Genomic DNA, 16,282 nt, shown 5'->3' on the forward strand with positions numbered 1-16,282 from the left:
TATCTGAGTTATATCTGAGCCAAAACACATCTATAAACTCTTAGAGGCAAGAAGACCCGCATGGTTAAGCGGCCAGTAGCAGGCGATCGCCCGACCAATGATGTTTTGGGTGGGCAAAAATCCCCAAATGTGGGAATCATTGCTGTGGTTGCGGTTATCCCCCATGACAAACAGCATTCCCTCAGGCACGGTCATCGGTGGCAAGGTGTACGAGGGTGGCTCGGTAATGTAAGGTTCCTCAAGGGGGCGATCGTTAATCCAAACGTGGCCATCGTGAACCGCCACCGTTTCCCCCGCAATGGCAATCACCCGCTTAATCAGGGCTTGGTCGGCTTTGTAGCCCATGGTTTGTAACAGCGGTGGGGTGTAAAAGACAACAATGTCTCCGCGCTGGGGCGATCGCCACCGATAGGTCATCTTTTCAACGACAATGCGATCGTTAGGCCACAGGGTGGGTTCCATAGACTCTGAAGGAATAAAGCGTGACTCGGCGACAAACGCACGAATCAAGAGGGTAATCAACAGAGCTACCCCAATGGTTAGAGCATTGTTGCGCAACGCTTGCCAGCGGGATGGGGAATTCGTTGCCGAAGCAGACATACAAGGAGATTTAGAGAAGCCAACATTTTTTATGGTAGCGGTTTCGGTTCTTTGTGAGCCTCTTGCGCCTCCTAGGATATCCAAAACTGTGCAAACATCAAGGGTATGATGCCCTTTGCCGGCGGCAATGATTCCACGTCAACTGATATTGCGCAATTTCCTTAGCTATCGCCAAGCCACTCTTCCCTTTGCGGGGTTACATCTGGCCTGTATTTGTGGCGCCAATGGGGCGGGCAAGTCTTCGCTCCTTGAGGCGATCGCCTGGGCGCTGTGGGGGCAAAGCCGCGCTAGCCGTGAGGATGATGTGATCTACTACGGCGAAATGGAAGCCCAAGTAACCTTTGAGTTTAGCGTCCAAGGACAGACCTATCGGGTGGTGCGGTTGCGGCGACGGCAGCAACATACGGTTTTAGAGTTACAGATCCAGACGGCGGCGGGCTATACCTCCCTAACGGGGCGATCGCTACGGGCAACCCAAGAAAAAATTATTCAAATTCTTCGCCTTGACTACCACACCTTTATCAACAGCGCCTATTTGCGCCAAGGCCGTGCCGATGAGTTTATGGCCAAGCGCCCCAGTGAGCGCAAGCAGCTCTTGGCAAGCCTTTTAGGCCTAGATCAATACGAGACCCTTGCGGAAGCAGCCCGCGATCGCGCCCGTGATTACAAAGCCCAAATCACTGTTCTGGAACAACGGCTCCAAACCCTGGGGAATCAACTGGCTCAAGAACCCACCTTGCGTGCCCAGCAGGCAGCCTTGAATCGGCAAATTGAACAACAACGGCAGCAGATCGAGCAGTGTCAACAACGACTCCAAGAGGAACGAGCTGCCTACCACGTCCATCAACTACAACAGCGGGACTACGAACATCTGCAACAACAGCGAGACACCCTAGGGACAACGATCGCCCATCTAGAGCAGCAGTGCCAAATGCTTCGCCAAGAACAGGCGGCCATTGCGGAGCTAGAAGCCCGTGCCCCTCTATTGGAAGCGGCAGTCAGCCAATGGCAGAGCCTGAAAACCGCCGACGCTCAATTGCAGCAGTGTTTTGCTGAATATCAACGTCTGCGCCAAGTGCGCGATCGCCACCAGCAGACCCTCGACCAGCAGCGCCAAGACCTTCTGCGTACCTTGCATGGGTTGGAGAGCCAGCAGCAATTTCTTCTGGAACAATGCCAGCAGTTGGAAAAGCTCCTCAAGCAAGAAAATCAGATTGTCGCCGCCCTTGAACAGTTACAGCGATCGCGGGCTTACCTTCGGGCACAGGAAGAGCTACAGCAGAAAGTCTTTCCCCTCCTCCAAGCTAAACAGCGCCTTGAACTGCAACGGCAACAGCAGGAACAACGGCTCCGCAGCCGTCGCGATGAATTGCAGCAGTTGTGGCGGCATCTCCATCAACAGGTGGAACGGCAACCCGCTCTCCAAGAGGCGGTGACATTGATTACCGCCCAGATTGAAACTCTTGAAAAACAGCGCATCTATCAGGATCATGTGCGGGAAAAGGGACTAGAGCGCCGCCGTTTCCTAGAGCAACTCCAAGCCCGCCAGCGGGAGTATGAGCGGCAAATTAGTCAACTGGAGCAGCGCTTAGAACTCCTCAACCAGCCGGGAGCTGTTTGCCCCCTTTGTCAACGTCCCCTTGATGCCCAGCACTATCAGGCAGTCCTACGGCGCAACGCCGCTGAAAAAGAAGAACTTCTGAATCAGGTGTGGGTCATTCGCGAGCAACTGGCGGTTACGGAGCGGGAAATTCAAGTCCTGCGGCGAGAATATCTCAATATTCGCTATGAGATCTCACAACTGACACAACTGTTTGAGCAGCGGGGACAACTTCAGCAGCAACTCCAGAGCACGCAGGATTTAGAACCACAACTGGATCGCTTGGCCAAGGAAATTCAGCAAATTGAGCAGCAGCTTGCCGACGGCCCTCAGGAGACGCTGGAGGAATTACAAGTAATTGAGGCGGAACTGGCACGTCTGAACTATGATGAAAAAAATCTGGCGATCGCCCGCGCCCAAGTGGAAAAATGGCGCTGGGCCGAAGCCAAAGAACAGGAACTCCGCCAAGCGCAGCGGCAATATCGTCAGATTCAAGAACAACTGCCTGCCCTAATGGCACAACAGGAGGCACTGCAACAGCAGCTCAATGCCCTCGAAACAATCTCTCCCCTAGCCCAAACCCTGGCAACCCTTGACCAGCAGTTGGCCGCCTTGGCTTACGATCCTGAGCACCATGCCCAAATTCAGGCACAACTAGCGGCGCTAGAAGCCGACTATGAGGCCTATCAGACCCTGCAACGGGGGCGATCGCGCCAACCCCAACTGAGCCAAGACCTTCAACACCTAGAGGAAACATTGCAGCAACAACAGGCGCAACTCCAACGCATCACTCGTCAACTCGCCACCCTTGAGGAGGGTGCTCGCACCGCCACCCGCCTTGCCACCGATCTCAACCAACGCCAAGAGGAACTCCTGAAACAGCAGCAGACCCTTGAGGCCAACCTTGCCCAGCACGGTAAACTCACCGCTGAACTGGAACAACTCGATCGCTTGGCTCAAGAATACGCACAGGGACAACAAACCCTCGCCCATCTCCGCCACCAATATCGCCTCTACTGTGAGCTAGCCCAAGCCCTGGGCAAAAATGGCATTCCCGCCATGCTCATTGAAACCGTCCTCCCCCATCTAGAAGCAGAAACCAACCATATCCTCGGCCGCCTCACTAACCATCAGCTCCATGTTCAGTTCATTACCCAGCGCAGCCGCCGCAGTGGAGCCGAAACCAAACCCATTGAAACCCTTGACATCCTCATTGCCGATTGCCAAGGTACCCGTCCCTACGAAAGTTATTCTGGCGGTGAAGCCTTTCGCATTAATTTTGCGCTGCGTTTAGCCCTGGCACGACTGCTAGCACAGCGTTCTGGAAGTGATGTTCAGTTTCTGATTATTGATGAGGGCTTCGGTACCCAAGACGCCCAAGGTTGTGAGCGCCTCATTGCTGCCCTAAACGCGATCGCCCCAGAATTTCACTGCATTCTGGCCGTTACCCACGTTCCTGCCCTTAAGGAAGCTTTTCAAACCCGCATTGAAGTCACTAAAACAGCGGGAGCTTCCCAACTCAGTATCATTACCTAGGATAGGTCTGGCAGTTTTCGGCAAAATGGTAGAGTAGGGTCAGCGACAACACACTATTATTTTTTCATATATTTCATAACAAACAACACACTATTATTTCATAACAATTTATGACGGTTGAACTGATTGCCAAACTCAGCGATCCCATTGTCAGCGTTGGACAGGGGGCACAGCGGCAACTGGAACTGACCATAACGGCACAGCGGCAACAGCAGCGCGCCCCTCTCAATCTCTGCCTCATCTTGGATCACAGTGGCTCAATGGCAGGAGTTCCCTTAGCAATGGTGAAGCGAGCGGCACAGTCGTTGGTCGATCGCTTGCTGCCCACAGATCGGCTGAGTGTCGTGGTGTTTGATCACAAGGCGCAAGTTTTGGTGCCCAATCAATGGGTTGAGGACAAGGCCATAATTAAAGCGCAAATTGACGATCTTGAACCGAGTGGAGGCACTGCCATTGACGCAGGGATGAAACTGGGTTTGGCAGAGCTGGCCAAGGGCAAACAGGGCACAATCTCTCAAGCTTTTTTGCTCACCGATGGGGAAAATGAGCACGGGGATAACCAACGCTGTCTTGACCTGGCCAAGCTGGCGGCAGAGTACAACATCACGTTTAATACCTTGGGGTTTGGTGTTCACTGGAATCAGGATATCTTGGAACAGATCGCCGATGCCGGTGGCGGGCGCCTCATGTTCATTGAGTATGCCGAGCAAGCAATTGCCTGTTTTCAATCGCTCTTTAGCCACATCAGTAGCGTGAACTACACCAATGCCCATGTCCTGCTCACCCTGAGTGAGGCGGTGCAACTAGGGAACTTCAAACCAGTGAACCAAGTGGCTCCCGATACCATTGAACTCACCTATGAAACTCCCAATCCGCATGAGTATGTGATTCGCGTTGGCGATGTCTCCGCTACCGTCAAACGCACCCTTCTCATTACCCTCAGTATTCAACCCTTGCCGTCGGGGTCGCACCTGATTGGTTTTGTACAGGTCCGCTACGACGATCCAGTACAGCAGTCCAAGGGTCTTTTCTCTGAAAGAATTCCCCTGACGCTCACAGCAGAACCAGAGCATCTCCCCCAAGTGGATCCAGAAGTGCAACAAAGTATTCTCACGTTGGAAAAATACCGCAAAACCAAGCTTGCGGAAACAAAACTGCAAGCGGGGGACACTGCTGGTGCAGCCACTTTTCTGCAAAGTGCTGCTAAAACCGCCTTACAACTGGGGGATACGGAAGCGGCAAAAATCCTCGAAGCCTCTGCCCAAGAACTACAGCAACAATCCACCCTCAGTGAATCGGCTCTCAAACGCACACGCATTGCCTCAAAAACCGTCCTGAGCAGTCCCCCCTCAAACTAGCCACAGGGGATCACCATTCTGGCAGCCTAGGAGGGATTGGGCACTGCCACCATTCACCGCCAGCTCAATAAACCCATGACTGCCTACCAATGCAACCAAGTGTTGGCGTGGCGCATCACCATAGGTGTGGACAAGGGAAATCCGCTGCCCCTGAATTTCGATCTGCTGGTAGCCGTTGGCTAAAAGGGTCGCAGGGAGTGTCGTGATCACATTGCCAAAGTGATCAATGGCTTGAACCCAACCTTGGATGCCTCGGGGAGTAACCTCATAGGTGAGATGGGGCAAGCGCACTAAACTGTCTGGGTCAATGGCAGAACCCAAGAGAGCGAAATCTGTTCCTGCGGCTAAATGGGCAGCCACTGGGGCAAAAATATCCCGCCCGTGGAAGGTGGCACTGGGGTTCGGCGTACGCCAAAAGTGCGGCTGGGTAAGTTCCACGACTCGCTGGGGGGGATAGCGATCGCACACTTGGCTAAAGATGCCGTTATCGGGGCCCACACCATAGGCATTGCCGAAATCGAGGGCGATCGCCCGCCGGCTTGTCCCCACTCCCGGATCCACAACCACCAGATGAACCGTCCCCTCAGGAAAATAGGGAAACGCCTGCAAGAGTTGAAAACTCGCTGTACGGCAATCCTGCGGTGGAATGTCATGGCACAGATCAATAACCTGCGCCTGGGGGTAAATTCTGAAAATAACCCCCTTCATCACTCCCACATAAACATCCTGATGGCCAAAATCCGTCAGCAGGGTAATGCAGCGAACCATGGGTAGTTACAGAGACAGGCGCTTAAACAAAGATTCAGGAATAGAACGAATGACTACCATGATCCAGCGCCAAATCGGTCGCACATAGATTACGTCCTTCTTTTTCGCTATGGCTGTGAAAATTGCATTGGCCACTTCCTGTGGCTCAGCCGTGAGTAGGGAAGGTAACTTCATCCCTTCGGTCATGCGGGTGTTCACATAGCCCGGTAACACCGTTAAGACCTGCACCCCCGATTGAGCGAGGCGATGCCGCAATCCGGACAAAAATGCGGTAAATCCGGCTTTGGCAGAGCCATAGAAGTAGTTACTCGCCCGCCCCCGTTCCCCGGCCACAGAGGAAATCCCCACTAGAGTTCCAAATCCCTGCTGTTCAAACCGCTGGGCAAATAGACTCAAAACTATAGCGGGACCTTCATAGTTGGTGCGCATCACTTTAAGGGCGAGGGGCAGATTTTGCTCACATTCTTTCTGATCTGGCATCAAGCCGACAACACAAATAACAATTGCAGGTTGCTGCGGTAACTGCTGGACAAAGTCGGCATGGGTTTCCACCGCCAAGACATCAAACTCATGGACACTCACAGACACACCGTAGCGTATTTCTAAGTCGGCTTTATCCAGCTCCAGACGACTCCTCTGCCGCGCCGCCAATTGAAGCGGATAGCCCTGAGCCGCAAAGCAGTGGGCGATCGCCCGTCCAATATCGGAAGTTGCCCCCAAAATTAACACAGGAGCTGTCATAGCTTTAACCTCTTCGACTGTTCCGAGGCAAAGTGCACCGTCCACTGCTGGGCATTCCTGACCTGTACAAACGTTTCTACCCGAGAATCAGACTGCCGCAAGCGCCTTGGGGTCAAATGGCTATCCTTAGCTAGGTAAAAACGCCCCCCATACTGCAGGGTGATCTCCTCCAGTTGATCTAAAACTTTGAGGGTGCGTTGAGACATCGGAAAGTCCAAGGCCAACGTATAACCCGCCATGGGAAATGAAAAATAGCCTTGGGAATGCCCCAACTTCTTCAACACGGCCAGAAATGACCCTGCGCCTGCTGCTGAGGTGCAATGGAGTAAGGCCGCCAAGCCTTCCCGTGCTGCACCAAGGGGGAGAACGCATTGAAACTGAACAAAGCCACGCCGCCCATAGATGCGATTCCAGCCCAACAAACTATCCAAGGGATAGAAAAATGTATCCCAATCCACAAAAGACCGGCCAGCCTTGCGCTGCTGACGATAGAAATACAGTTGATTAAAAGCCCGCACGGTCAACGAATTCAAAGCACTATTGGGAAAATCCACCGGAATCGAGATTTTGTGGCGTTGCGGAGTCTGTAGTGGCCTTTGCCGATATTTAGCCGGCAGCTCCTCCCGTGTGGCATGTTCCCCCAGCATCACCACAGAGCGCCCTAACTGAGCACCACCCGCTAGACAATCAATCCAAGCCACAGAGTAGGTCACCCCCTCAAAAGTCTCAAACAGATCAAGGGTAGCTTCTAAGTTTTTGGCGATATGGGTGGTCTGGCGAATCCAAGCCGTTTCAATGGGGCGTAGGCGAAAGGCGGCTCGCAAAATCACGCCCGTTAAACCCATCCCCCCCACCGTCCAGTAGAAGAGATCGCGATTTTCCGAAGGGGAACAGCGATAAACCTGACCCTCCGCTGTTAGGAGATCTAACCAATCCACGCTATTTAGGAAACTGCCCTCTTTGTGGTGGTTTTTGCCATGGACATCAGCGGCAATCATGCCCCCCACCGTGACAAACTTTGTGCCCGGCGTAATCAGCGGAAACCAACCGCGAGGCACAAAAATATCGAGAATGTCTGCTAAGAGCACGCCCGCCTCAGCAATCAACTGACCCGTTTGGGGATTGAATCCCAAGAGGCGATTGAAGTGGCCCATCTGGAGCGTTGCCTCCCGATTAAGGGCGCTATCTCCATAGGCACGGCCATTGCCGCGGGCAATGAACGGCAAGCCACTTTTGAGAAGCTGCATAATCTCGGATTCTGAGCGCGGGCAATACACATGGCAGGTCTGCACGGGATACCGCCCCCAACCGGCGAGTTTTTTAGCCCTAGGCACGAGGGGAGAAGACATATCGCTTATCCAAGTGGTACTTCACGACGTAGCCAATGGCTAAACCCATCATGGCGCCAATTTCCCGCAGGAGATGGCTTTGCCAAATCAACCAAAATGCGGTTTCAAAGCCCCAAAAAATTGCCGTTGTGAAAATTCCCATCACTGCATAAAGCGTAAATTGACGACCCTCGTGACGAAAACCCTGTTTATGATCAAAGAAAATCCAGCGTTTATCTAGCAAATACTTCACGACCAAACCCACCAGCGTGCCCACTGCTACTGCGCTAACAAAATAAGGCAGGCTCTGACCCATCAATAGGATGACGCGCTGGGAAAAAAGATTCATCAAGGTGGCAATCACGGCAAAAGCCGTATAGCGAATAATGAGGGTTTGTAACCTCATAAACTCTTACCCAAAATAAAGAGACCTAGGCAGATCAAGAAACAGAGTTGGCTCTGGCGGTCTTTAATGGCATAAACAATAGGATCATAGTGCATCAGCCCTCGATGGGTGAGGAAAACAGTGCGCGTCAGCCAGTAGAGAAGGACAGCACAACCCCCCCAAAGCACCTGGGGTCTGGTGTAAAGCAAGCGAACTTGGGGAGAGTTAATATAAAGCGCCAACACCAGAACTGAAACATAACCCGCACTGAGGGCCATCATGGTAATAATCGGCAAATCTTCAGTGTGGTAGCCCCGCCCCTTGGTCTTGAGTTCGTTGCGACGTTGCTGATCCACCAGTTCAGCTTGCCGCTTGACCGTTGCTAAGCAAAAGAAGAAAAACATGGAGAAGGCCAAGAGCCACACGCTCAAGGAAATCCCGGTGGCAACGGCACCTGCAAAAATGCGAATGGTGTAAAGGCCAGCCAGCGTGCAAATGTCAATGACAATCCGCCGCTTTAAGAAGAAAGAGTAGGCCGTGGTGAGAGCATAGTAGGCCAGTAGAATCCCCAAAAAAGGCCAACCGAGGGTGGGGGCGATCGCCATCCCGGCGCCAAGGAAGATGAAAAGCATCCATAGGCCGTGGGCAAGGGGAAGATCGCCGGCGGCAAAGGGGCGATGACGCTTACGCGGATGGGCGCGATCCGCTTGTAGATCTAACAGATCATTTAAGACATAGACACTGGAGGCGGTGAGACTAAAAGCAACCGCTGCCACCAGTGAACTCCAAAAGGTTGGTAAGTTAAACTGATGCGCCGCCAGCATGGGCACAAACACCAAACTGTTTTTCACCCACTGATGGGGGCGAATTTCTTTCAGGTAGAGCTTAATACTGCGTTTTGCGCTCCCTAGGTGTTCCACATGGGGATTGAGTTGCTCAACTTTCTGACGTAACCATGGCGGTGCATTGACCGTAATTGCCTTAGCTGCCACTGCCCAGATGGGTAAATCGGCAGCCGCATCCCCTATATAGACAAATTGCTTTTCGCCAAACTGCTTGAGCAAAAACTGCGCTTTGGCTGTTCCCTTGAGGTTGACTTGGCCATTGGAACCATAGACCGCATCAAAAAGACCCAAATGGGCAGCAACTTTTTCGGCTAACAGTTGATCCGTGGCCGTGGCTAGGGCAGCTTTGCCCCCTGCTGCTTTCCAAGTTTGAATGTATTTGATCACTTCGGGATTATAGGGCAATGTACCAACATCTAATTGGCAGGTGGTTGCCAAGTGGCGTTTAAGGGGGGCTAGCTTCCAAGAATGGATGCTGAGCCACGTTCGGGGAGCTTGACGCCAAGAAAACCAAAAACATTCAAACAGAATGTCTGTTTTCAGCAACGTCTGATCTAGATCAACAACGAGATACAGCCCTTTCATTGATGTCGGCATGCAGGCTTCTCCAGTAAACTAGCAAAAAAATAGCGATCGCCCCTGAACAAACTTGAATTGAAAAGCTACTCTGTGCCGGTCTGGAGGCGATCGCTCCCCTCTTGGAGGCAACGAGTTCTTTCCTCAAGGCGGCGGTGCTGTTCACGGCAGCGGTAAAGATAGTTCAATAATCCAAAGATAATTTCGAGAATGTATTGGGCACCCACATAGCCCTAAGCCTCGGCCGCTATGCCCTCCTTGACGCGGGAGAGTGCGATCCTCACCTCCAACCGCGATTGGAACCTCATTGCTTTTTGCAAGGATTGTTAGAGAGCCTCGGCCGTATCGAACAGCAGAGCCACCATAGCTGCCTCCCCTCTAAAATGCGTCTGGACAGCAGGGGGTGGTCGCCGGCGATCCGCCATCAACAATTGGGCGCAAGAATACCCCTAAGTTATTTAGCAAACTGCTAGTAAATAAGCTGCAATATTTGCAACCAGAACTGCGTTGGCAATACTCGATAGTGCATTGAAGTTTTCATGGGGAGTCAGAGCGACTCGTGAGTGAAGATATTAAGTTTACTCCCACACCTCTGGAGACGATGCTCTTTCTGTTCAGTCTTGGCCGTCTTTCACTCAATTCTGTATTGTGTGATACTTTACATCCTTTGACAAACTTTCTAAACTGGTTACCGTTTAATTTTTGTTCCTCTGCACGAGTATAAATACTTATGGCAATTGACCCTACAGCCTTTATGGACACGATGGTGCGCCGTGTTCAACTCACGGATGCAGACAAAGCCGCCCTCACAGAAGCGGCTAGTTGGGGGAAAGATATTGCCCCCGCAATGGCAGAGATTTTCTACGACTACCTCGGACGCGATGAGGAAATGAACGCTATTCTCAATGCCACCGAGGGTCGGGTGCACCGTCTGCGGCAAACCTTTGTGGATTGGTTTGCTGAAATGTTTACCGGCATGGATGGATGGGGCAAAAGCTATGCGGAGCGCCGCTGGAAAATTGGTCTGATTCACGTGAAAGTCGGCATTGGCCCTCAGCACGTGGTGCCGGCGATGGCAGTTGTTGTGAATGCCGTGCGCCAAAGGTTGCGTCAAGACAATAAACCAGAGACTCTTGGCGATGCCCTAGGGAAAATTTGTATGATTGACCTTGCGTTTATTGAGCAGGCATACTTCGAGGTCTCGTCCCAAGCCGTGCTTCAAGAAACCGGTTGGACTCAAGCCCTTTTCCAGCGTCTCATCGCCACCGGTGCCGCTTCCATGCAGTCCTGATTACTTAAGCCAAGAGGAAGACAAGATGCCAATTGACGTTTCTAAACTGGAAGCCACACTGCAAAGCTTTGTTGCCAATGCCAGCAATGTCCAAGGTGCGGCCCTAGTCTCTCCTGATGGTTTGACCCTAGCAGCAGTGTTGCCGGGCGCCATGGATGAGGAGCGGGTTGCCGCCATGTCAGCCGCCATGCTGTCTCTGGGTGAGCGGATTGGGCGTGAACTCAGTCGTGGTCAAATTGAGCGAATTCTCGTGGAAGGCGGCAGTGGCTATGGCATTCTCACCAGTTGCACAGAGGATGCGGTGCTATTGGTTCTCGCCGATGCCTCAGCCAAACTGGGGATTCTTAATTTAGAGATCAAAAACGTTGTGGCGGAACTCCAGCCCCAACTCAGCAGCTTAAAGCCAGCCCTGGGGGTTTAGAGGGGGTTGCCCATGGAGATCATGCGCATTGTGGTCACGGGGCCAGTCGGTGCCGGCAAGTCCACCTTTATCCGCACGATTAGTGAAATTGAAACCGTGGACACGGATCGCAAAGCAACGGATGAAACGGCTCAGCTTAAGCCGAGTACCACCGTGGCGATGGACTTTGGGCGTCTCCAATTCAGTCCCCAGATGGCACTGCATTTGTACGGTACACCGGGGCAAGAGCGCTTTGACTTTATGTGGGACATCCTGATTCGCAAAGCCCATGCCTTTATTCTGCTGGTCAGCTCCCACCGTCCCCAAGACTTTCGTGCTGCACGGCGGATTTCTGCCTTTATGCGCCATCGCAGCAAAGTTCCCATGGTCATTGGCTGCAGCCATGTAGATCGCCCTGAGGCTTGGCCAATGGAAGAGATCGCGATCGCCCTTGGCTATCTCAGTCCCCATGGACGACCGCCAATGGTTGCCGTGAATGCCTTGGAACGCTCCTCCGTTGCCACAGCCATCATCACCTTAATTCAAACCTACGCCGAGTCCCAAGCAACTGCTCTTCGTTAGCAACAAAATCACGAAACTAGGGGGAACCGATGAAAATCAGTGGCTATTTTTCAGAATTTTCTTTAGGCGAGGTTTTTCGTTTCCTAGAGCAAGGCCAAAAGACGGGATGCCTTTCCCTGAAGTCAATGGATGAATCCCACGCGCTACCCTTTCTGCCGGCGGCGCCGGAGCACTACCTCTTCTTTCGCTACGGTCAAATCGTTGCTGCCACAACCACATTGAATCACCAAGGTCTGCGCCAACTGATTGAACAGCGCGGTTATCTTCACCCCTTGACGCTGCAGCGGGTGATGAATCGCTACCCAGGGAACATGCCCCTTGGCGTTTTCTTGAAGTCTCAAGCCATCCTCGATAGCCAGCAAATCCAATTGCTGTTCAAGCAACAGGTGCTCACCCCAATTCCCCATCTTTTTGCTTGGAAGGAAGGATATTTTCATTTTGATGCCCAGCACCCGCTGCCCTTTGCTGAAATGACGGGTTTGAGTGCTTCGCCCCAAGTCATTACTTTAGCGGGCTTGCGGCTGTTGCGGGATTGGACGCCGCTGATGGATAAGCTACCGCTTGCCGATTCTACTATTGTTAGCCTAGTCAATGAGCCGCCCTCAGTTCAATTGGGCAAAATTGAGTGGCAAGTATGGGAGCATATTGATGGGACAACGACAATTCAGCAGATTGCCCAAAGACTCAACATCGCAGTCTTAGAGGTACAAAAAATCTGTTTTCGTCTGATGGTCATGGGCATGGTGGAAGAAGTGGTAAACATTTCATCGCCCTCCACCTCTGAGGCAGCCCCTGTCAACGAGATGGATACTGACCGCACAGGTCTGAGTTCCTCATTTCTCAATGGGATTGTTGCCTTTTTGAAAGCAAAAACGAGCGGTTAGGGCATTCGATTCCCAAGTTCAACAAGGAAATGGATACGCGACGCCAGACCCCCAACTTGAAAATTAGCCGCTAGAGTAGTAGTAACCTCGTTGGACAATAGCAACCATGAATGAACTGTTTGGTCTTCTGTTTCTACTGGGGGTTGGGGGTTGGGGTATGGCCAACTCTGTACGGATTGTTAATCAGGGTAATATAGCCTTGGTGGAGCGGTTGGGCAGCTATAGCCGTCGCTTAGAACCGGGGCTAAATTTTATGCTGCCGATCCTTGATCGGGTGGTCTTTGAGGAAACGATTCGGGAAAAAGTATTGGATGTTCCGCCGCAGCAGTGTATTACCCGCGACAATGTGACGATTACGGTGGATGCCGTCGTCTATTGGCGGATTATGGACATGGAGCGCGCCTACTACAAGGTGGAAAACCTCACCATGGCAATGACTAACTTGGTGCAAACGCAAATTCGCGCGGAGATAGGTAAGCTCGAACTGGATGAAACATTTACCGCCCGCACTCAAATCAATGAGAACCTCCTGCGCGATTTGGATATTGCCACGGACCCATGGGGGGTGAAAGTTACCCGCGTGGAACTGCGGGATATTGCCCCTTCCCAAGCTGTGAAAGACTCAATGGAATTGCAAATGTCCGCTGAGCGCAAGAGACGCGCCGCAATTCTCACCTCGGAAGGGGAGCGCGAAGCTGCCATCAACTCTGCCCGCGGTAAAGCAGAAGCCCAGGTGTTAGCCGCCGAGGCCGAACAAAAAGCAGCCATTCTGGCAGCGGAAGCTCAACAAAAAGTGGTGGTGTTGCGCGCCCAAGCGGAGCGCCAAGATCAGATTTTGCGTGCCCAAGGAACCGCAGAGGCCATGAAAATTATTGCGGCAGCACTGCGCGAAGATCCCAAGACAAAGGAGGCGCTCCAGTTTCTCCTTGCTCAAGGGTACTTGGATATGGGGCGCACCATTGGTCACAGTGACAGCAGTAAGGTACTATTTATGGATCCCAGCAGTATTCCGGCCACAATTGAGGGTGTGAAATCCCTCATCGAGCAGCCGTCCCGCGAGGTATAGTCCATGGCACAATTCCGGGCACGGGTTTTTGTGACACTACGCCCATCGGTGTTAGACCCAGCAGGGGTAGCGGTACAGGCGGGGATTCATCATCTGGGTTATACAAATGTGCAGTCGGTGCGCATTGGCAAAGTGGTGGAACTCAACTTAGAGGCTAGCGATCGCGCCACGGCCGAGGCACAGCTTACCCACATTGCCGATCAACTGTTGGCCAATCCGGTGATTGAAACGTTTCGCATTGAGGTACAGGAGCTGGCAACTGCCGCAGGATAGGCACGATGTTCAACTGGTGGGATGATTTATTGGCCAGTATCGAGGCAGGCATCAAGGCCGGCATTGAGTCGGGATTGCAGTCCTTGGCGGATACTCTTGCCCCATTCCTTCAGGTGCCGGAACCCGCAGCCCCCTTCCAACGGGTGGCTCTCTTTCGGGCGGGTGTGGATTCACCGATCGCGGGTTCTGGCCTCAGGGTCGAAGGTGCTGCTTGGTGTCTGGAGTCCCACCGGCCGCAGACAATTCCTCTTTTTGAACTATCGGAAGCCCATCTGTGGCTCGAAGTGCCCTCTGCTCAAAAGGGCGATCAACTACTCCTGTGTCGTGCTTTGGTGAAAACGGGGGCATTGCCTGAGGGTGGGCAATTCTTTCTCAGCCGCAGTCAACCCTTTGGTTGGACATTTTCCCGCACGGTTTCCTTTGTGGGCAATCGCGACTGGCACCTGTGCGAAGTGCCTTTTCACCTCAAGCCGGCACCTCAGACCCCCGGCTTGATTAAAATTGGGGTGGAATTTATGGGACGCGGCGTGATCTGGCTACGGGATATTGAGCTGCTCCATGCTCCCGCCAAGTTAAAGCCGATTACTGACGTGATGGATGAACTGCTGTGAGTCATGTCCTAAAGGTAGGGATCGTAGTTTTTCCCGGATCGAATTGCGATCGCGATGTGGCCTATGTCACGAGTGAAATTCTGGGGTGGCCGACGCAACTGCTGTGGCACGAAGAGACCAATCTGAGCAACTATGACCTGATTGTGCTGCCGGGGGGCTTTAGTTTTGGCGATTATTTGCGCTGTGGGGCGATCGCCCGTTTCTCGCCAATTATGGCCGCTGTTGAAGACCATGCTGCCGCCGGCAAATGGGTGCTGGGTATTTGCAACGGGTTTCAAATCCTCACCGAGGCAAAACTGCTCCCCGGTGCCCTAGTGCGCAATCGGGACTTGCACTTTATTTGCGATCGCGTGCATTTGCGCCTAGAAGCCAAAGAACGCCCGTGGCTCCAAGCCTATGGTCATCAAACGGTGATTCGTTTGCCCATTGCCCACGGTGAAGGCTGCTACTATGCCGATGCGGCCACCCTTGCCGAATTGGAAGCCAACCGCCAAGTCCTCTTTCGCTATGCCGATGCCCATGGGAATATCACCCCTGAGAGTAATCCCAATGGTTCGCTGAACAATATCGCCGGCATTTGCAATGCGGCGGGCAATGTGTTGGGGATGATGCCGCACCCTGAGCGTGCCGCCGACCCCGCCTTGACCCACTGTCCTAGCGACCACACTTTAGATGGGTTGCAGTTGTTTAAGTCCCTCTTGAATGCAGCCGTTGCCTAGTGATTGTTCCTTGAACCATTAGACGCCCATGCAGCTTTATCAACTCACCGCACCGGTGAATCTCTACGATGCACCGACAGGCGATCGCCTCGCCACCCAAGGCGCGACCGGACGCTTTCTCTGGGCACCTTCTCCCACGGCTGAGCGCACCTACGTACAACTGGCGGAGGACGAATACTGGGGCTGGCTGGATGCAAGGGAATACTGCCATTTGACACCCGCCCCTCAACCCTATCAGCCCATTGCCCGCGATCGCGCCTACATTGAGGCGGTGCTTGAAGACGTTATTGCCTTTTGCCTTGCGGCACAGCAGGTTCCCCATGAATATCTTTGGGGAGGGACGGTGGCTCCCAACTACGACTGCTCGGGCTTGATGCAGGCCAGTTTTGCCAGTCAGGGCATTTGGCTACCCCGCGATGCCTATCAGCAGGAGGCCTTTACCACCCCTGTGGGGAGTCCTTCTATTGAGGAAACCCTATCTCGGCTTCGGCGGGGGGATTTGGTCTTTTTTGGCACGCGTGACAGGGCAACCCACGTAGGTCTCTATCTGGGGGAGGGGCAATACATCCACAGCTCTGGCAAAGAAGATGGCCGCAATGGCATTGGCATTGATACCCTCTACCGCAGCGAGGATCTTGTGAGTATTGCCTATCAGCGGCAGTTTCGCGGCGGGGGTCGCATTGAGTATAGCTACATTCCCTTGGGCTAGCGCCCCATTC

18 protein-coding genes are annotated in these 16,282 nt (G+C 53.0%); 11 read left to right on the plus strand and 7 right to left on the minus strand.

All coding sequences use genetic code 11. The features are described from left to right. Window positions 1-30 precede the first annotated feature (30 nt). Window positions 31-600 carry a signal peptidase I gene (gene lepB / locus Q0711_RS03715; RefSeq protein WP_298611226.1) on the minus strand — a complete coding sequence of 190 codons (570 nt, stop codon included), beginning with the start codon at window positions 598-600 and terminating at the stop codon, window positions 31-33. A gap of 127 nt (window positions 601-727) precedes the next feature. Here lepB and Q0711_RS03720 point away from each other — a divergent pair, with 127 nt between their 5' ends. Both Q0711_RS03720 and Q0711_RS03725 read left to right on the plus strand, forming a co-directional pair. Further along, window positions 728-3,736 carry an AAA family ATPase gene (locus tag Q0711_RS03720; protein ID WP_298617782.1) on the plus strand — a complete coding sequence of 1,003 codons (3,009 nt, stop codon included), beginning with the start codon at window positions 728-730 and terminating at the stop codon, window positions 3,734-3,736. 110 nt (window positions 3,737-3,846) lie between these two features. Next, complete coding sequence (locus tag Q0711_RS03725; RefSeq protein WP_299041630.1) at window positions 3,847-5,094, plus strand: VWA domain-containing protein; 1,248 nt, start codon at window positions 3,847-3,849, stop codon at window positions 5,092-5,094. Here Q0711_RS03725 and Q0711_RS03730 read toward each other — a convergent pair. The 6 genes from Q0711_RS03730 to Q0711_RS03755 form a co-directional block, all read right to left on the minus strand. Beyond that, window positions 5,086-5,862, minus strand: coding sequence for an SAM-dependent chlorinase/fluorinase (locus Q0711_RS03730; RefSeq protein ID WP_299041632.1), 777 nt, complete (start codon window positions 5,860-5,862; stop codon window positions 5,086-5,088). The genes Q0711_RS03725 and Q0711_RS03730 overlap by 9 nt on opposite strands. Before the next feature lie 6 nt (window positions 5,863-5,868). Further along, on the minus strand, window positions 5,869-6,603 hold the full coding sequence (locus tag Q0711_RS03735; RefSeq protein ID WP_298614569.1) for an SDR family oxidoreductase: 735 nt from the start codon (window positions 6,601-6,603) through the stop codon (window positions 5,869-5,871). Continuing rightward, window positions 6,600-7,952 carry an FAD-binding oxidoreductase gene (locus Q0711_RS03740; RefSeq protein ID WP_298614567.1) on the minus strand — a complete coding sequence of 451 codons (1,353 nt, stop codon included), beginning with the start codon at window positions 7,950-7,952 and terminating at the stop codon, window positions 6,600-6,602. Before Q0711_RS03740 ends, Q0711_RS03735 begins: the two co-directional genes overlap by 4 nt. Continuing rightward, complete coding sequence (locus tag Q0711_RS03745; protein WP_298614565.1) at window positions 7,930-8,337, minus strand: GtrA family protein; 408 nt, start codon at window positions 8,335-8,337, stop codon at window positions 7,930-7,932. Before Q0711_RS03745 ends, Q0711_RS03740 begins: the two co-directional genes overlap by 23 nt. Continuing rightward, complete coding sequence (locus Q0711_RS03750; RefSeq protein ID WP_298617774.1) at window positions 8,334-9,758, minus strand: UbiA family prenyltransferase; 1,425 nt, start codon at window positions 9,756-9,758, stop codon at window positions 8,334-8,336. Before Q0711_RS03750 ends, Q0711_RS03745 begins: the two co-directional genes overlap by 4 nt. Window positions 9,759-9,823: 65 nt before the next feature. Next, window positions 9,824-9,964 (minus strand): hypothetical protein, encoded by a 141-nt coding sequence (locus Q0711_RS03755; protein ID WP_298614563.1) that lies wholly within the window; start codon window positions 9,962-9,964, stop codon window positions 9,824-9,826. Between the two features lie 503 nt (window positions 9,965-10,467). Here Q0711_RS03755 and Q0711_RS03760 point away from each other — a divergent pair. From Q0711_RS03760 to Q0711_RS03800, 9 genes are all read left to right on the plus strand, one after another. After that, the gene (locus Q0711_RS03760) at window positions 10,468-11,028 is read left to right on the plus strand and encodes a protoglobin domain-containing protein (RefSeq protein ID WP_298614560.1); all 561 of its coding nucleotides are present in this window, start codon (window positions 10,468-10,470) and stop codon (window positions 11,026-11,028) included. 25 nt (window positions 11,029-11,053) lie between these two features. Beyond that, on the plus strand, window positions 11,054-11,449 hold the full coding sequence (locus Q0711_RS03765) for a roadblock/LC7 domain-containing protein (protein ID WP_298614558.1): 396 nt from the start codon (window positions 11,054-11,056) through the stop codon (window positions 11,447-11,449). A 12-nt stretch (window positions 11,450-11,461) separates the two neighbouring features. Then, window positions 11,462-12,010, plus strand: a complete 549-nt coding sequence (locus tag Q0711_RS03770) for an ATP/GTP-binding protein (protein WP_298614556.1) — start codon at window positions 11,462-11,464, stop codon at window positions 12,008-12,010. Window positions 12,011-12,039: 29 nt separating this feature from the next. Continuing rightward, complete coding sequence (locus Q0711_RS03775; protein WP_299041638.1) at window positions 12,040-12,894, plus strand: DUF4388 domain-containing protein; 855 nt, start codon at window positions 12,040-12,042, stop codon at window positions 12,892-12,894. A gap of 106 nt (window positions 12,895-13,000) precedes the next feature. Further along, complete coding sequence (locus Q0711_RS03780; RefSeq protein WP_298614552.1) at window positions 13,001-13,960, plus strand: SPFH domain-containing protein; 960 nt, start codon at window positions 13,001-13,003, stop codon at window positions 13,958-13,960. 3 nt (window positions 13,961-13,963) lie between these two features. Continuing rightward, window positions 13,964-14,233 (plus strand): phosphoribosylformylglycinamidine synthase subunit PurS, encoded by a 270-nt coding sequence (gene purS / locus Q0711_RS03785; RefSeq protein ID WP_298614549.1) that lies wholly within the window; start codon window positions 13,964-13,966, stop codon window positions 14,231-14,233. Between the two features lie 5 nt (window positions 14,234-14,238). After that, entirely contained in the window at window positions 14,239-14,844 is a 606-nt protein-coding gene (locus Q0711_RS03790; protein WP_298614547.1) for a hypothetical protein, read from the plus strand. After that, window positions 14,841-15,563 (plus strand): phosphoribosylformylglycinamidine synthase subunit PurQ, encoded by a 723-nt coding sequence (gene purQ, locus Q0711_RS03795; protein WP_298614545.1) that lies wholly within the window; start codon window positions 14,841-14,843, stop codon window positions 15,561-15,563. Before Q0711_RS03790 ends, purQ begins: the two co-directional genes overlap by 4 nt. A gap of 28 nt (window positions 15,564-15,591) precedes the next feature. Then, on the plus strand, window positions 15,592-16,272 hold the full coding sequence (locus Q0711_RS03800; RefSeq protein ID WP_299041643.1) for a C40 family peptidase: 681 nt from the start codon (window positions 15,592-15,594) through the stop codon (window positions 16,270-16,272). Window positions 16,273-16,282: the final 10 nt, after the last annotated feature.

It is taken from the genome of uncultured Thermosynechococcus sp. (assembly GCF_937958135.1).
Taxonomy (GTDB): domain Bacteria; phylum Cyanobacteriota; class Cyanobacteriia; order Thermosynechococcales; family Thermosynechococcaceae; genus Thermosynechococcus.

What these genes read in the sequence shown, in the direction of transcription:
- lepB (WP_298611226.1), bottom strand. Translation starts at nt 600, where the DNA reads ATGTCTGCTTCGGCAACGAATTCCCCATCCCGCTGGCAAGCGTTGCGC.
- Q0711_RS03720 (WP_298617782.1), top strand. Translation starts at nt 728, where the DNA reads ATGATTCCACGTCAACTGATATTGCGCAATTTCCTTAGCTATCGCCAA.
- Q0711_RS03725 (WP_299041630.1), top strand. Translation starts at nt 3,847, where the DNA reads ATGACGGTTGAACTGATTGCCAAACTCAGCGATCCCATTGTCAGCGTT.
- Q0711_RS03730 (WP_299041632.1), bottom strand. Translation starts at nt 5,862, where the DNA reads ATGGTTCGCTGCATTACCCTGCTGACGGATTTTGGCCATCAGGATGTT.
- Q0711_RS03735 (WP_298614569.1), bottom strand. Translation starts at nt 6,603, where the DNA reads ATGACAGCTCCTGTGTTAATTTTGGGGGCAACTTCCGATATTGGACGG.
- Q0711_RS03740 (WP_298614567.1), bottom strand. Translation starts at nt 7,952, where the DNA reads ATGTCTTCTCCCCTCGTGCCTAGGGCTAAAAAACTCGCCGGTTGGGGG.
- Q0711_RS03745 (WP_298614565.1), bottom strand. Translation starts at nt 8,337, where the DNA reads ATGAGGTTACAAACCCTCATTATTCGCTATACGGCTTTTGCCGTGATT.
- Q0711_RS03750 (WP_298617774.1), bottom strand. Translation starts at nt 9,758, where the DNA reads ATGCCGACATCAATGAAAGGGCTGTATCTCGTTGTTGATCTAGATCAG.
- Q0711_RS03760 (WP_298614560.1), top strand. Translation starts at nt 10,468, where the DNA reads ATGGCAATTGACCCTACAGCCTTTATGGACACGATGGTGCGCCGTGTT.
- Q0711_RS03765 (WP_298614558.1), top strand. Translation starts at nt 11,054, where the DNA reads ATGCCAATTGACGTTTCTAAACTGGAAGCCACACTGCAAAGCTTTGTT.
- Q0711_RS03770 (WP_298614556.1), top strand. Translation starts at nt 11,462, where the DNA reads ATGGAGATCATGCGCATTGTGGTCACGGGGCCAGTCGGTGCCGGCAAG.
- Q0711_RS03775 (WP_299041638.1), top strand. Translation starts at nt 12,040, where the DNA reads ATGAAAATCAGTGGCTATTTTTCAGAATTTTCTTTAGGCGAGGTTTTT.
- Q0711_RS03780 (WP_298614552.1), top strand. Translation starts at nt 13,001, where the DNA reads ATGAATGAACTGTTTGGTCTTCTGTTTCTACTGGGGGTTGGGGGTTGG.
- purS (WP_298614549.1), top strand. Translation starts at nt 13,964, where the DNA reads ATGGCACAATTCCGGGCACGGGTTTTTGTGACACTACGCCCATCGGTG.
- Q0711_RS03790 (WP_298614547.1), top strand. Translation starts at nt 14,239, where the DNA reads ATGTTCAACTGGTGGGATGATTTATTGGCCAGTATCGAGGCAGGCATC.
- Q0711_RS03800 (WP_299041643.1), top strand. Translation starts at nt 15,592, where the DNA reads ATGCAGCTTTATCAACTCACCGCACCGGTGAATCTCTACGATGCACCG.